This window comes from Tepidiphilus thermophilus (genome assembly GCF_001418245.1).
GTDB lineage: Bacteria > Pseudomonadota > Gammaproteobacteria > Burkholderiales > Rhodocyclaceae > Tepidiphilus > Tepidiphilus succinatimandens.
Genome location: NZ_LIPU01000007.1, coordinates 1 through 14667, shown reverse-complemented (window position 1 = coordinate 14667; position 14667 = coordinate 1). Strand labels below are relative to the sequence as shown.

The 14667-nt window shown below is 64.7% G+C and carries 15 protein-coding genes; 3 read left to right on the top strand and 12 right to left on the bottom strand.

Annotated elements, in window-relative coordinates; translation table 11 throughout:
- Positions 1-27: 27 nt before the first annotated feature.
- The 9 genes from odhB to ASC37_RS06825 form a co-directional block, all read right to left on the bottom strand.
- Positions 28-1230, bottom strand: coding sequence for a 2-oxoglutarate dehydrogenase complex dihydrolipoyllysine-residue succinyltransferase (odhB, locus tag ASC37_RS06865; RefSeq protein ID WP_055423665.1), 1203 nt, complete (start codon positions 1228-1230; stop codon positions 28-30).
- Positions 1231-1258: 28 nt separating this feature from the next.
- On the bottom strand, positions 1259-4093 hold the full coding sequence (locus tag ASC37_RS06860) for a 2-oxoglutarate dehydrogenase E1 component (protein WP_055423664.1): 2835 nt from the start codon (positions 4091-4093) through the stop codon (positions 1259-1261).
- Between the two features lie 49 nt (positions 4094-4142).
- On the bottom strand, positions 4143-5438 hold the full coding sequence (gltA, locus tag ASC37_RS06855) for a citrate synthase (RefSeq protein WP_055423663.1): 1296 nt from the start codon (positions 5436-5438) through the stop codon (positions 4143-4145).
- The gene (locus ASC37_RS11270) at positions 5435-5743 is read right to left on the bottom strand and encodes a succinate dehydrogenase assembly factor 2 (protein WP_072247945.1); all 309 of its coding nucleotides are present in this window, start codon (positions 5741-5743) and stop codon (positions 5435-5437) included. Before ASC37_RS11270 ends, gltA begins: the two co-directional genes overlap by 4 nt.
- The gene (locus ASC37_RS06845) at positions 5740-6447 is read right to left on the bottom strand and encodes a succinate dehydrogenase iron-sulfur subunit (RefSeq protein WP_055423662.1); all 708 of its coding nucleotides are present in this window, start codon (positions 6445-6447) and stop codon (positions 5740-5742) included. Before ASC37_RS06845 ends, ASC37_RS11270 begins: the two co-directional genes overlap by 4 nt.
- Positions 6448-6465: 18 nt before the next feature.
- Positions 6466-8259 (bottom strand): succinate dehydrogenase flavoprotein subunit, encoded by a 1794-nt coding sequence (sdhA, locus tag ASC37_RS06840; protein WP_055423661.1) that lies wholly within the window; start codon positions 8257-8259, stop codon positions 6466-6468.
- Positions 8260-8261: 2 nt separating this feature from the next.
- Complete coding sequence (gene sdhD / locus ASC37_RS06835) at positions 8262-8609, bottom strand: succinate dehydrogenase, hydrophobic membrane anchor protein (protein WP_055423660.1); 348 nt, start codon at positions 8607-8609, stop codon at positions 8262-8264.
- Positions 8603-8995: a succinate dehydrogenase, cytochrome b556 subunit gene (gene sdhC / locus ASC37_RS06830; RefSeq protein WP_055423659.1), complete on the bottom strand. Its 393-nt coding sequence runs from the start codon at positions 8993-8995 to the stop codon at positions 8603-8605. Before sdhC ends, sdhD begins: the two co-directional genes overlap by 7 nt.
- 81 nt (positions 8996-9076) lie before the next feature.
- Positions 9077-9805: a GntR family transcriptional regulator gene (locus tag ASC37_RS06825; protein ID WP_055423658.1), complete on the bottom strand. Its 729-nt coding sequence runs from the start codon at positions 9803-9805 to the stop codon at positions 9077-9079.
- A 134-nt stretch (positions 9806-9939) separates the two neighbouring features.
- Here ASC37_RS06825 and ASC37_RS06820 point away from each other — a divergent pair, with 134 nt between their 5' ends.
- The 3 genes from ASC37_RS06820 (at position 9940) to ASC37_RS06810 (ending at position 13323) form a co-directional block, all read left to right on the top strand.
- Positions 9940-10932: a malate dehydrogenase gene (locus ASC37_RS06820; RefSeq protein WP_055423657.1), complete on the top strand. Its 993-nt coding sequence runs from the start codon at positions 9940-9942 to the stop codon at positions 10930-10932.
- Positions 10933-11026: 94 nt separating this feature from the next.
- On the top strand, positions 11027-12028 hold the full coding sequence (locus tag ASC37_RS06815; protein ID WP_055423756.1) for an HpcH/HpaI aldolase/citrate lyase family protein: 1002 nt from the start codon (positions 11027-11029) through the stop codon (positions 12026-12028).
- A gap of 50 nt (positions 12029-12078) precedes the next feature.
- A complete protein-coding gene (locus ASC37_RS06810; protein WP_055423755.1) occupies positions 12079-13323 on the top strand; it encodes a lytic murein transglycosylase in 1245 nt (414 codons plus the stop codon).
- A 172-nt stretch (positions 13324-13495) separates the two neighbouring features.
- On the opposite strand, the gene ASC37_RS06805 is transcribed toward ASC37_RS06810, so the two are convergent.
- From ASC37_RS06805 to ASC37_RS06795, 3 genes are all read right to left on the bottom strand, one after another.
- Positions 13496-13699 (bottom strand): cold-shock protein, encoded by a 204-nt coding sequence (locus tag ASC37_RS06805; protein ID WP_028874475.1) that lies wholly within the window; start codon positions 13697-13699, stop codon positions 13496-13498.
- A 176-nt stretch (positions 13700-13875) separates the two neighbouring features.
- Positions 13876-14277 (bottom strand): fluoride efflux transporter CrcB, encoded by a 402-nt coding sequence (gene crcB, locus ASC37_RS06800; protein WP_055423656.1) that lies wholly within the window; start codon positions 14275-14277, stop codon positions 13876-13878.
- A gap of 81 nt (positions 14278-14358) precedes the next feature.
- Positions 14359-14667: integrase core domain-containing protein (locus ASC37_RS06795; RefSeq protein ID WP_141654655.1), on the bottom strand; the 309-nt coding region annotated here is incomplete at its 5' end.

Below are 14667 nucleotides of genomic sequence, written 5' to 3'. Positions count from 1 at the left end.
GGGCGGCCCGCGCCGCCCCCGCGGCACTCACACGCCAAAGAGCAGGCGCGCCGGATCTTCCAGAGCCTCTTTGATCGTCACGAGTCCCAGCACCGCCTCGCGCCCGTCGATGATTCGATGGTCGTACGAAAGCGCCAGGTAGTTGATCGGACGGATCACGATCTGGCCGTTCTCGACCACCGGACGGTCTTTGGTGGCGTGGATGCCGAGGATGGCCGATTGCGGCGGGTTGATGATCGGCGTGGAGAGCATGGAGCCGAACACCCCGCCGTTGGAGATGGAGAAGGTACCTCCAGTGAGATCTTCGAGCGACAGACGTCCATCCTTGGCCTTGGCACCGAACTCGGCGATCTTCTGCTCGATCTCGGCCATGGAGAGCTGGTCGGCGTCGCGCAGGATGGGCACCACCAGACCGCGCGGCGAACCCACGGCGATGCCGATGTCGATGTAGCCGTGGTAGATGATGTCGTCGCCATCGACCGAGGCGTTGAGGATGGGAAACTTCTTCAAGGCGGCGCAGGCGGCCTTGACGAAGAAGCTCATGAAGCCAAGGCGCACGCCGTGTTCCTTCTCGAACTTCTCACCGTACTTCTTGCGCAGCTCAATGACCGCGGCCATGTTGACCTCGTTGAAGGTGGTCAGCATGGCGTTTTCGTTCTTCGACTGCAGCAGGCGTTCGGCGATGCGCTTGCGCAGCTTGGTCATGGGCACGCGCTGCTCGGGACGCTCCCCGCTCACGGCGACGGGCGGCACGGCGGGCGCAGCGGCCACGACCGGCTTGGCAGCCGCCGGCTGAGCCGCGAGCGCGTCTTCCTTGGTGATGCGTCCGCCGCGCCCGCTACCGGCGACGCTCTCGGGCGCCACCCCTTTTTCTTCCAGGATCTTGCGCGCGGCAGGGCTCGCCACGGCAGCCGTCGCTGCGGCTTGGGCCGCGGGCTGGGCCGTCGGTGCAGGCGCCGCAGCCGCCGCCGGCTCACCGGCAGACGGTTTGGCCTCGGTATCGATCTGGGCGATCACCTCGCCCGAGGTGACGGGAGCCCCATCCCCCTTGAGGATCTTCACCAGCACCCCATCGGCGGGGGCGGGCGTCTCGAGCACCACTTTGTCGGTCTCGATATCGACGAGGTTCTCGTCGCGACGGACGAATTCCCCTTCCTTCTTGTGCCAGGCCACCAGCGAGGCTTCGGCCACCGATTCGGACAGCTGCGGCACTTTCACTTCGATCAACATATCATTCTCCTGACGGTCTGGTAGGCGCTCAATCGGCCAGGATCGGGCCAAACGCCCCCTCGATCACGGCTTTCTGCTGTGCCACGTGCTTGGCGAGATAGCCCACGGCGGGCGAGGAACTGGCTGGGCGAGACACGAGCAACAGCCGACGACCGCGCCCGAGCTCGTTCTTCAGGTGCTGGCGCGACAGCAGCCAGTACCACACGCCCTGGTTGCGCGGCTCTTCCTGTACCCAGACGAGTTCCTTGGCCTGGGCGAAAGGCTTGAGGGCGGCGTTGAGCGCCTCGGCCGGGAAGGGATAGAGCTGCTCCAACCGGATGATGGCCGTATCGTCGATCCCTTTCTCGCGCCGGTAGGCGAGCAGCTCGTAATAGATCTTGCCCTGGCACAGCAGCACGCGCTTGACCTTCTTCGGCGCGAGCTCTTCGACTTCGCCGATCACGGTCCGATAGCCGCCGCGCAGGAAGTCCTCCATGGGGGAAGCGGCCTCTTTCAGGCGCAGCAGCGACTTGGGCGTGAACACCACCAGGGGCTTGCGCACGCGCCGCAGCATCTGGCGGCGCAGCAGATGGAAGATCTGCGCTGCGTTGGTAGGCACGCACACCTGCCAGTTGCGCTCGGCCGACAGCTGCAGATAACGCTCGATGCGCGCCGAAGAGTGCTCGGGCCCTTGCCCCTCATAGCCGTGCGGCAGCAGCAAGGTGAGCCCGCACAAGCGCCCCCACTTGGCTTCGCCCGAGGCGATGAACTGGTCGATCACCACCTGCGCGCCGTTGGCGAAATCGCCGAACTGTGCCTCCCAGATGGTGAGCTGGTTCGGCTCGGTGATGGCATAGCCGTAGTCGAAGCCCAGCGTCCCTTCTTCCGAGAGGGTGGAATCGTAGACGTAGAACGGCGCCTGCCCTTCCTGGATGTTCTGCAGCGGAACGTAGGTGCCTTCGTCGCGCCGCTCGCGCTTCTGGTCGTGCAGCACCGCGTGGCGGTGGAAGAAGGTACCGCGGCCCACGTCCTCGCCCGAGAGCCGCACGCCGAACCCTTGCGCGACCAAGGAAGCATAAGCGAGATTCTCGCCAAAGCCCCAGTCGGCCGGCATCTCGCCACGCCCCATCGCCCGCCGGTCCTCGATGATCTTCTGCACCCGCGGATGCAGCTCGAAACCTTCGGGGATCGTGGTGAGCCGCTCGGCCAGGCGCCGGTATTCGGCCGCCGGAATGGACGTGTCGCACTCGTCGGTGTATTCCTGCCGGATGAACGGGGTCCAGTCGATGGCGTGCTTGCGCACGACGTTGGCCACTACCGGGTTGTAGAGGAGCTCGCCCCGGTCGAGATGTTCGCGGTATTCCTGGATGTAGCGCTCGGGGTCGTCCGGGGCGATCACGCCGCTCTGCACGAGGTGATCGGCATAGAGTTTGCGCGTACCCGGATGCTGCCGGACACGGCGATACATCAGCGGCTGGGTCACCGCCGGCTCGTCCTGTTCGTTGTGCCCGAGCTTGCGGAAGCACACGATGTCCACCACCACGTCTTTCTTGAACTCCTTGCGGAATTCCATGGCGAGCTGCATCACGAAGGCCACCGCCTCGGGATCGTCGCCATTGACGTGGAAGATGGGCGCCTCCGCCATCTTGAAGATGTCGGTGCAGTAGGTCGAGGAGCGCAGGTCGCGCGGATCGGACGTGGTAAAGCCGATCTGGTTGTTGATGACGATATGCACCGCGCCGCCCACGCCATAGCCGCGCGTCTGGGCAAAGTTGAGCACCTCCTGGTTCACCCCCTGCCCGGCCACCGCCGCGTCGCCGTGGATGATGATCGGCACGACCTGATCCTTGGCTTCCGCCGGGTCGCGGCGCTGCTGGCGGGCGTAGGCCGAGCCGAGCACGACGGGGTTGACGATCTCGAGGTGCGAGGGGTTGAACATGAGCGAGAGGTGCACCGGCCCGCCCGGGGTGAGCACGTCGCTCGAAAAGCCCATGTGGTACTTCACGTCGCCGGCGGTGAGCTCTTCGGCCTTCTTGCCTTCGAATTCGGCAAAGAGCATGGCCGGCGGCTTGCCAAGGACATTGACCAGCACGTTGAGACGCCCGCGGTGCGCCATGCCGATGACGACCTCCTGCGCCCCGTGCCGGCCGGCCACGCGGATCGCCTCGTCGAGCGCAACGATGGCCGACTCGCCCCCTTCGAGCGAGAAGCGTTTCTGGCCTACGTAGCGGGTGTGCAGGTAGCGCTCCAGGGTTTCGGCCGCGGTGAGCCGCTCGAGGATGCGCTTCTGCTGATCGACCGTGAGTCTCGCCTTGCCATGCACCGGCTCGAAGCGCGCCTGCAGCCAGCGTTTCTGCGCCGTGTCGGTGAGGTACATGTACTCGACGCCCACGGTGCGGCAATACGTCTGACGCAGCGCCTCGAGGATCTCGCGCAACGTGGCCGTCTGCTTCTCCAGCCCGCGGAAGGAGCCGACGTTGAACTCGCGGTTGAGGTCGGCTTCCGTGAGCCCGTACGTGGCCGGTTCGAGCTCCTCGACGCGCGGCTTCTCGTGCATCTTCAGGGGGTCGATGTCGGCCACACGGTGCCCGAGGAAGCGGTGCGCGTTGATGAGCTGCAGCACGCCCACCTGGCGCTGGCCATCGTCGGTACCGGCCTTGACGAAACGCACCGGCCCCATCTTGGCCATCTGCTCGAACGCAGCGCGGATCGGGGCGTGCGGCACCTCCTGCTCTGGCCCTGGCCCCTGGCGCAGAGCGTCGAAATAATGCCGCCACTCTTCGGGGACCGAATCCGGATCGGCGAGATAGTGCTCGTAGAGCTCCTCGACGAACGGGGCGTTGGCCCCGAAGAGGACGGTCGTGTCCTGGAATTCCTTGTACATGGGGATTCTCTCTTTCAGGCTCGAGCCTGTATTCCGATCATACGGCGCTTCAGCCCCGAGCTTCCAGCGGCACGACGTCGCGGCGCGGAGCACCGACATAGAGCTGACGCGGACGGCCGATCTTGTATTCGGGATCGGTGATCATCTCTTCCCACTGCGAGAACCAGCCCACGGTGCGCGCGAGCGCGAAGATGCAGGTGAACATCGAGGTCGGGATACCGATGGCACGCTGCACGATGCCGGAGTAGAAGTCCACGTTGGGGTAGAGCTTCTTCTCGACGAAGTATTCGTCTTCCAGCGCGATCTTCTCCAGCGCCATGGCCAGCTTGAAGAGCCGGTCGTTTTCCAGCCCCAGCTCCTGCAGCACCTCGTAGCAGATCTTGCGCATGAGCTTGGCGCGCGGATCGTAGTTCTTGTAGACGCGATGGCCGAAGCCCATGAGCTTGAAGGGATCGTTCTTGTCCTTGGCCCGCTTGATGTACTCGCCCACTCGCGAGACGTCGCCGATCTCCTCGAGCATGCGCAGACAGGCCTCGTTGGCGCCGCCGTGCGCCGGCCCCCACAGGCAGGCGATGCCGGCGGAAATACAGGCGAAGGGGTTCGCGCCGGAGGAACCGGCCAGGCGCACGGTGGAAGTGGAAGCGTTCTGCTCGTGATCGGCGTGCAGCGTGAAGATCACGTCCATGGCGCGCACCAGCACCGGGTTGGGCTCGTACTTCTCGCAGGGCGTGCCAAACATCATGTGCAGGAAGTTCGCGGCGTACGAGAGGTCGTTGCGCGGATACATGAAGGGCTGGCCCACGTTGTACTTGTAAGCCATGGCCACGATGGTGGGCATCTTGGCCACCAGACGGATGAAGGAGATCGTGCGGTGCTCGGCGTCGCCGAAATCGAGCACGTCGTGGTAGAAAGCCGAAAGAGCCCCCACCACCCCGACCATCACCGCCATGGGATGCGCGTCGCGGCGAAAGCCGGTGAAGAAACGGTTCATCTGGTCGTGCAGCATGTTGTGACGCCGCACGCGGTTGTCGAAGTCTTCCAGTTCGGCCTTGGAGGGAAGCTCGCCGTTGCGCAGCAGATAGGCCACCTCGATGAAGGAGCACTGCTCGGCCAGCTGCTCGATGGGATAGCCGCGGTAGAGGAGCTCCCCTTTGTCTCCGTCGATGTAGGTGATGGAAGAGCGGCAGCTCGCGGTGGAGAGAAAACCGGGGTCGTAGGTGAAATGCCCCGTCTCGGCCCCGAGCTTGCGGATGTCGATCACGTCGTTGCCGAGCGTGCCCGAGAGGATGGGATAGTGATATTCCTTGCCGTCGATGACGAGCGTCGCCTTGCGTTCCGTGCTCATGCGTTTTCTCCTTGATTTTCGAGGGATCCCCGTCCCTCTTCACCCATCAGGCGCGTGCGTCGATGCCTTCTCACGCCGCGCAGTTTCTCGACCATCCCGACCCAGCGTGGCGACGGAATGGGTCGGGTACCGTTGACGAGGGCCCAGAGTTCATGGTCTTCCAGTGCCAGCAGCTCTTCCAGAATTGCGAGTTCCTCGTCGTCGAGCCGCTCGAACTCGACCGCCAGGAAATCCTGGAAGATCAGGTCGAGTTCGAGCAGGGCCCGCCGGCAGTGCCAGCGGATCCGTCCCTTGGGGCTCGTCATACCGCACGCGAGACCATCAGCTCCTTGATCTTGCCGATGGCCTTGGTGGGGTTGAGATGCTTGGGACAGACGTCGACGCAGTTCATGATCGTATGGCAGCGGAAGAGCCGATACGGATCGTTGAGATCGTCGAGCCGCTGGCTGGTGGCCGTGTCGCGCGTATCGGCGATGAAACGGTAGGCGTTCAACAACCCGGCCGGGCCGACGAACTTGTCCGGGTTCCACCAGAAGGACGGACAGGAAGTCGAGCAGCACGCGCACAGGATGCACTCATAGACGCCGTTCAGCTCCTCGCGCTCCTCGGGCGTCTGCAGGCGCTCGCGCTCGGGTGGAGGATCGTCGTTGATGAGATACGGCGTGATCGAATGGTACTGCTTGAAGAACTGCGTCATGTCGACGATGAGGTCGCGGATCACCGGCAGGCCCGGCAGCGGCCGCAGCACGATGGGCTGTGTCAGGCTGTCGATGTCGGTGAGGCAGGCCAGACCGTTCTTGCCGTTGATGTTCATCGCATCCGACCCGCACACCCCTTCGCGACAGGAGCGGCGGAACGACAGCGAATCATCCTTGGCCTTGAGGCGCACCAGCGCCTGCAGCAGCTTTTTGTCGGTCGGCTCGAGCTCGACCGAAATGTCTTGCATGTAGGGTTTCTGATCCTTGTCGGGATCGTAGCGATAGATGCGGAACTGCACCACTCGGGTCATGGTCGGTTCTCCCGCCGGTCAGTACGTGCGCTTGGCAAGCGCGATGGGTTGGGTGTCGGGGTTGAGCGGCTTGAGATTCACCGGCTTGTACACGAGCCGGTTGCCGTCACGGAACCACAGGGTATGCTTGAGCCACTCCTTGTCGTTGCGCCCGTTGGGGAATTCGGGGGTGTCGGGACAATCGTCGCGCACGTGCGCCCCGCGGGATTCCTTGCGCGCCGCCGCCGAGATCATCGTCGCCTTGGCCACCTCGATGAGATTTTCGAGCTCGAGCGCCTCCATGCGCGCCGTATTCCACACTTTGGAATGGTCGCGGATGGCCGTACGACGTACGCGTTCCTCGACCTCGAGGATCTTCTGCACGCCTTCCTCGAGCATGTCCTTGAAGCGAAATACGCCGGCGTGTTTCTGCATCGTGCGCTGCAGCTCGAGCAGCACGTCGGCCACCGGCTCGCCTTCTTTCTGGTTCTCGAGACGCGCCAGGCGCGCGAGGCTCGGCTCGGCCGCATCCTTGGGCAGCTCACGCAGCGTGAGGTTGCCGCTCTTGATGTCGGCCACGGCAGTCTCGGCCGAAGCCTTGCCGAAGACGAGCAGGTCGAGCAGCGAGTTGGTCCCCAGACGGTTGGCACCGTGCACCGACGCGCAGGCGCACTCGCCGGCGGCATAGAAGCCGGGGACCGGCGCGTTCGGGTCGCCATCCTGGGGCATCACCACCTGGCCCTTGTAGTTTGTCGGAATGCCACCCATCATGTAGTGGCAGGTGGGCACGACCGGAATCGGCTCCTTGATCGGGTCGACCCCGGCGAACTGGATGGAGATCTCGCGGATGCCCGGCAGCCGCTTCATGATGATCTCGGGCGAGAGGTGCGTGATGTCGAGCAGCACGTAGTCCTTGTTCGGCCCGCAGCCGCGCCCTTCGTTGATCTCGGTGACCATGGCGCGGGCGACGACGTCGCGCGAGGCCAGATCCTTGAGGTTGGGCGCGTAGCGCTCCATGAAGCGCTCGCCGTTGCAGTTGCGCAGGATGCCGCCTTCGCCGCGCACGCCCTCGGTGATGAGCACGCCGGCGCCGGCAACGCCCGTGGGGTGGAACTGCCAGAACTCCATGTCCTCGAGCGGGATGCCTGCGCGCGCGGCCATTCCCAGGCCGTCACCGGTATTGATGAAGGCGTTGGTCGAAGAGTGGTAGATGCGCCCCGCCCCGCCGGTGGCGAAGATGGTGGCCTTGGCGTGGAAGATCGCCACTTCGCCCGTCTCGAGCTCGAGCGCCGTGACGCCGAGCACGTGCCCTTGGCTGTCGCGGATGAGATCGAGCGCCATCCATTCGACGAAGAAGTGCGTGCGCGCACGCACGTTGCGCTGGTAGAGCGCGTGCAGCATCGCGTGCCCGGTGCGGTCGGCCGCGGCGCAGGAGCGCATCACCGGCGCCTCGCCGTAGTTCATCGAATGCCCGCCGAAGGGACGCTGATAGATCTTGCCTTCGTCGGTGCGGTCGAACGGCATGCCGAAGTGCTCGAGCTCGATGACCACCTCGTTGGCCTTGCGGCACATGAATTCGATCGCATCCTGGTCACCCAGCCAGTCGGAACCCTTGACGGTATCGTACATGTGCCAGTGCCAGTGATCCGGCGTGGAGTTGCCCAGCGAGGCAGCCACCCCCCCCTGCGCCGCCACGGTGTGCGAGCGCGTGGGGAAGACCTTGGTGAGTACCGCCGTGCGCAGCCCCGCTTCGGCCAGTTGCAGCGCCGCGCGCAGGCCGGCGCCGCCGGCACCGACGATCACGGCATCGAACGTATGCTTCGCGACTTTCACGGTCAGAGTCTCCACAGGATTTTGGCCGCCCAGCCGGCGTAGCCGACGAGCAGGAAGAGCGTGATGAGGTGCAGCGCCAGGCGCAGCCCCAGCGGCTTGACGTAGTCCATCCAGATGTCGCGCACGCCGACCCAGGCATGATAGGCAAGCGACATGAAGAAGAGGAAGGTGAGGAAGCGCATCAGCCCGCCCGAGAAGAGCGCCGACCAATGCTCGTAATCCATCTTGGGCAGCGTGAGCGCCGCGAAGGCGAACACGATGGTATAGAGCGCCATGTACGTGGCGGTGGCACGCTGGGCGAGCCAGTCGCGCAGACCGTAGTGGGCGCCGACGACGAGACGTTTCACCATAGCCAGACTCCCAGGATCACGGTGAGCGTGAGGCTGACGATCAGCACCAGCCGCGCACTCTGGCGCGCGGGTTCGAGCTCGATGCCCTTGTGCAGATCGAGCAGCAGGAAGCGGATGCCGGCGCAGAAGTGGTGCAGGTAGGCCCACAGCAGGCCGAAGAGGATCAGCTTCACCAGCGGATGGCCGACGATCGCCTTATAGGTGGCAAAGGTCTCGGGTGAAGACACGCTCAGGTCGAACAGATACAACAGGAACGGCAACAGCAGGAACAATCCGGCCCCGCTGATCCGATGCAGAATCGAGACGATCCCCGGCAACGGCAGCCGAATTTCCCGTAGGTCGAGAAACTTGGGCCGCGCCTTTCGTGCCACGCTTGCTTCGCTCATCGCGCTTGCTCCCTTGGTCACACACACGCGTCCGCCGTCGCGGACGCACCCTCGAAAAAACGGTGCTCGCCGACCCGGTGCTCAGGTCAGCTCGTTGTGGTAGTGGTATTGCGTGGTGAGATAGCGCCCGCGGCGCCATTCCACCGGCCGATCGTTGTAAGTATACGTCACGCGCTCCACCGACAGAAGCGGCGTTCCCTCCTTCACGCCCAGCGTCTCGGCCGCCATGCGGTCGGCGGCCACGGCGCGGATGTGCTCCTCGGCCCGCAGCATGCGCACCCCGAAGCGCGTCTCGAAGAAACTGTAGAGCGAGCCTTTCCACTCCTTGAGCGTGTCGAGCGTGAGCCCCTCGAACACCTCCCCGGGAAGGTAGATCTCGTCGAGCACCACGGGCTTGCCAGAAAACTTGAGCACGCGCCGCAGGATGATGATAGGATCGCCCACGGGAATTTGCAGCACACGCGCCGCCTCTTGTCCCGCCTTGGCGCGCCAGCAGTCGAGCGGCACGCTCTGCGGCTGGGTCAGGCTGCCGTCGTCGGGCACGAGCCGCAGAAAACGGAAGAACTGGCGCGGATCGTGGTGCGAGACCACAAAAGTGCCTTTGCCCTGCTTGCGCACGAGCACGTTCTCGGCGGCCAGCTCATCGACGGCCTTGCGCACGGTGCCTTGCGAAACGCCGAAACGGGCCGCCAGCTCCTGCTCGCTGGGAATGGCCTCGCCCGGTCGCCATTCGCCGGATTCCAGCGCCTGGACGATCAACGATTTGATCTGCCGATACAACGGACTGAAGGTGGGTGCATTCGAGGCCATGTTCGTTATTTCAGCACAAAAAAGATAGGACGTCTACCGCATCTCCTATCTTATATAAGATATAAGACATGGATTGACAATCCCCCATCGCCGGACTAGGATTCCAAAGTTATCGTCCACCACGGAGAGCACCGATGAGCAAAGCCCCCGTTCGCGTCGCCGTCACCGGCGCCGCCGGTCAGATCGGCTACAGCCTGCTGTTCCGCATCGCCAGCGGAGAAATGCTGGGCAAAGATCAACCCGTCATTCTGCAGCTGCTCGACCTGCCCCAGGCCCAGAAGGCCGTCAAGGGCGTGATGATGGAGCTCGAAGACTGCGCCTTCCCGCTGCTCGCCGGCATGATCGCCACCGACGACCCCAACGTCGCTTTCAAAGACGCGCAGATCGCCCTGCTCGTGGGCGCGCGCCCGCGCGGCCCCGGCATGGAGCGCAAGGACCTGCTCTCCGAGAACGCCAAGATCTTCACCGTGCAGGGCAAGGCGATCGCCGAACACGCCAACCCCGACTGCAAGGTGCTCGTGGTCGGCAACCCCTGCAATACCAACGCCTACATCGCGATGAAAACCGCCGAGAAAGTCGGCCGCATTCCCTCCAAGAACTTCACCGCCATGCTGCGGCTGGACCACAACCGGGCGCTGGCGCAGCTGGCGATCAAGACCGGCCGGCCGGTGTCGAGCTTCGAGCACATCGTCGTCTGGGGCAACCACTCCCCTACCATGTACCCCGACTATCGCTTCTGCACCTCCAACGGCGAGTCGGTCAAAGATCTCATCAACGACGAAACCTGGTACCGCGAAGTCTTCATTCCCACCGTGGGCAAACGCGGCGCGGCCATCATCGAGGCGCGCGGCCTCTCTTCGGCCGCCTCCGCTGCCAACGCCGCCATCGACCACATCCGCGACTGGTGGCTGGGCACGAACGGCCGCTGGGTGACCATGGGTGTGCCTTCCGACGGTTCCTACGGCATCCCCGAAGGGATCGTCTTCGGCTTCCCCTGTGTGTGCGAGAACGGCGAATACCGCATCGTCCAGGGGCTGCCCATCGACGACTTCTCCCGCGAGCGCATCCTCGCCACGCTCAACGAACTCATGGAAGAGCGCGAAGGGGTCAAGGATCTCCTCGGCTGAGGCAAACCCCGAACAAAGCGTGTATCATGAAGGCACGTCGCCGCGCATTGCGGCCGCGTGCCTTTTTCTCGTCCTTCGCAGTCTCGATGCCGCCATGACCGAATCCAAGTTGCTGCGCCCGGCCCAAGTCCTCTTCGAACGCGAACGCCAGCTGCCCGACATCCCCGCCGTCGACCACTACGCCGGCAGCGAGAAGTTCATGCGCCGGGCGCTGGCCTTGCAGGCCGAGATGGGGCCCGTGTTCGACGTCACGCTCGATTGCGAAGACGGCGCACCGGCCGGCAATGAAAAGGCACACGCAAAGATGTGCGCCGAGCTCGCCGTCTCGAGCGAAAACCGCCACGGCCGCGTCGGCGTGCGCATCCACGATCTCACCCACCCGCACTGGCTGCGCGATCTGGAAACCATCCTGCCGATCGCCGCAGGCCGCCTTGCCTACCTCACCGTGCCCAAGGTGCGCTCGGCGCGCGACGTGCGCACCGTGCGCGAAGCGATGCGCCCGCTGTTGCCGCCCGGCACTCGGCCCCCGCCGCTGCACGTGCTCATCGAAACGCCGGAGGCGCTCGCCGAAGTCGCGCGCATCGCCCATGAACCGGGCGTGGAATGCCTCGATTTCGGTCTGATGGATTTCGTCTCTTCGCACCGCGGCGCGATCGGGGCAGAGGCGATGCGCTCGCCCTTGCAGTTCGAACACCCCCTGATCCGCCGCGCCAAGGCCGAGATCGCCGCCGCCGCGCACGCCGCGACCATCGTGCCGGCGCACAACGTCTGCACCGAGCTAGAGGATGCCTCCCTCGTCTATGCCGACGCACATCGCGCCCGCACCGAGTTCGCCTTCCTGCGCATGTGGAGCATCCATCCCAACCAGATCCGCCCCATCCTCGAAGCGATGCAACCCAGCGCGGCAGAGATCGAAGACGCGGTGCGCATCCTCACCGCAGCCCAAGACGCCGCCTGGGGTCCGATCCGCGACGCGGGCCACCTTCACGACCGCGCCTCCTACCGCTATTATTGGGCCGTGCTGCAGCAGGCGCGGCGCACCGGCATCGCGCTCGCCGACGAAATCCTGCATCGATTCTTCGGATCCGAATCGTGAACCGCCCGCCCTTTTTCGCGCCACGGCGCTTTCCCCGCTGGCTCGTCCCCTTGCTTCTGGCGCTGCCGGTGGCCGGCGCCAACGGGCAATCCTATCCTTCGCTTTCCGCGGAGGAATTCCGCGCCTGCCTCGAGCGCCTCGCCCCCGAAGCCGAGCGGCGCGGCATCCCGGCCGAGCGCTTTTCCGCCCTCACGGCCAGCCTCAGCCCCGACCCGAGCGTGATCGCCCGGCTGGATCGTCAGCCCGAATTCGTCATCCCCATCTGGCAGTATCTCGCCAACCTCGTCGATACGCGCCGCATCCAGACGGCGCAGGAGAAGCTGCACGAGAATGAAGGCTTGCTGCGCTACGTCGAGGCCACCTACGACGTCGACGCCGAGCTCGTCGTCGCCTTCTGGGCGGTGGAGAGCAATTTCGGACAGAATCTCGGGCGCGACGACCTGCTGCAATCGCTCGCCACCCTGTCGTGCTTCGGCCGGCGGCAGAGCTATTTCCGCCCCGAATTCCTCACGGCGGTCGACATCCTCGAACGTGGAGAAACCGGCGCCGAGCGCCTGCGGGGTTCCTGGGCCGGCGCCTTCGGACAGACCCAGTTCATGCCCAGCACCTTCGCGCGCTACGCCGTCGACTTCGACGGCGACGGCAAGCGCGACCTCTATCATTCCCTGCCCGACGTTTTCGCTTCCACCGCCAACTTCCTGAAGCAAGCCGGCTGGCGGCGCGGCGAACCCTGGGCGATCGAAGTCGTACTGCCGCCCTCGTTCGATGTCCAGCTCGCAGGGCGCACGAAAAAACGCCCGACGAACGAATGGCTCGCCATGAGTCTTTCCCGCGCCGACGGCAAACCCTGGCCGCGCACCCTACCGGAAAAAGCCGCCCTGCTCTTGCCGGCCGGCCGCCAAGGCCCGGCGCTTCTGGCCTTTCCCAACTACGACGCGATCTTTCGCTACAACGCGGCCGAATCCTATGCCCTGGCGATCGGGCTCCTCTACGATGCGCTGAAAGATCCCCTGAAAGCCGCCCGCTTCGATCCCAAGCAGCCTTTCGTGCAAGCCTGGCCCACCGACGACCCGCCGCTCACCCGTTCGGAAACGCTGGAGTTGCAAGAACGCCTCTCCACCCTGGGCTACGATCCGGGCACCATCGACGGCGTGGCCGGCGCCCAGACGCGGGAGGCACTGAGCCGTTTCCAGCAGGAATGCGGCGGCCAGGCACTCGAAGCCGATGGCTGGCCCGGCACGAAGGCGCTGGAGCAGCTGCGGCGCTTCGAAGGCGGCTGCAACAAAACGCACTGAAACCAAAGCAGGCCCATTGCGCTTCGCTTCGTTCGCCGTGATCAACTCATGGAAGTGTTTTCACCTCTAAGAGTGCGCCCGTGCCGGGCGCACTCATAAAAAAAGAAGCCACCCAATCGGGTGGCTTCTCTGCTGCCAGGCGGTCCAACGTCCCGCCGCGGCGGGGCAGACGTCAGGCCTTCTGAATGTTCGACGCTTGCTTGCCTTTCGGCCCTTGCGTGACTTCGAAGCTGACTTTCTCGCCTTCCTTCAGGGTTTTGAAGCCCGGCATGTTGATCGCGGAGAAATGCGCGAACAGATCCTCACCGCCGTCATCGGGGGTGATGAAGCCGAACCCTTTGGAATCGTTGAACCACTTGACAGTACCAGTTGCCATGATGAAGCTTCCTTCGTTACTACTTTATTGAAACGGGCCATTCGACCCACGGTGTGCCGAGCAGGAATCGCGAATCTCCGCAAGCGGTGAAGACGATGCGCGCTTCGAACACTGTCGCTACGATACGCGCCTTTTACGCCGGCGTCAATACATTTTTCCCTGCGTGCAGATTTTTTTTACGCCAGCGCCCGCAGCATCCTCACGATGGCGAAACCGCCTGCCGTCGCCAGGAGCGATCCGCCCACGTGCAGCGCCAGCGCGACGAGCGCGAGCGCGAGGCGCCCGTGCTGCAGCAAGGCGAAGACTTCGGCGCTGAAGGTAGAGAACGTGGTCAGGCCGCCGCAAAACCCCGTGGTGAGGAAGAGGCGCCACCCCGCCGGGATCCCCGGACAGGCCGAAAACGCCGCGATCGCCGCGCCGATCACGAATCCGCCGATGAGGTTCGCCGCGAGCGTGCCCGGTGGCAGTTCGGGAAACCAGGCATTGAGCCGCACGCCCAGCTGCCAGCGCAGCAAAGCCCCCAGCGCCGCCCCCAGGGCAATCGCCACGGCCTGCGTCACGACCCCACCGCCGCTCATCGCCCGCTCCTCGCCGTCGGTTGTCGTTCAGCGGATTCCGCTGCGGAACAAGTCAAGATAGTTGTCGCCTGATTCATGCAATCACCTGCCTTCTATTTCAGCTTGGGTAGAGTCCCGAACGACGCTGTCCCGTTCCGGGTTGAGCGTGACGGCCCCGATCGGTGTCCAGTCCCGTGTCTGCCCGGACCAGCGCGCCGGGTGACGTTCGCGGGCTTGAAGATAGGTCTGGTGCCGTGCCGCCAGGATCGCATGGTCTTCCCCGGCATGCCGTTGGGCGGGGGTGACGTAGCGCAGGCCGCTGTGGCGGTGCTCGACGTTGTACCAGTGCACGAAGTGCTGTCCCCACTGGCGGGCTTCGTCCAGGCTGGCGAAGCCGCGCGCCGGGAATTC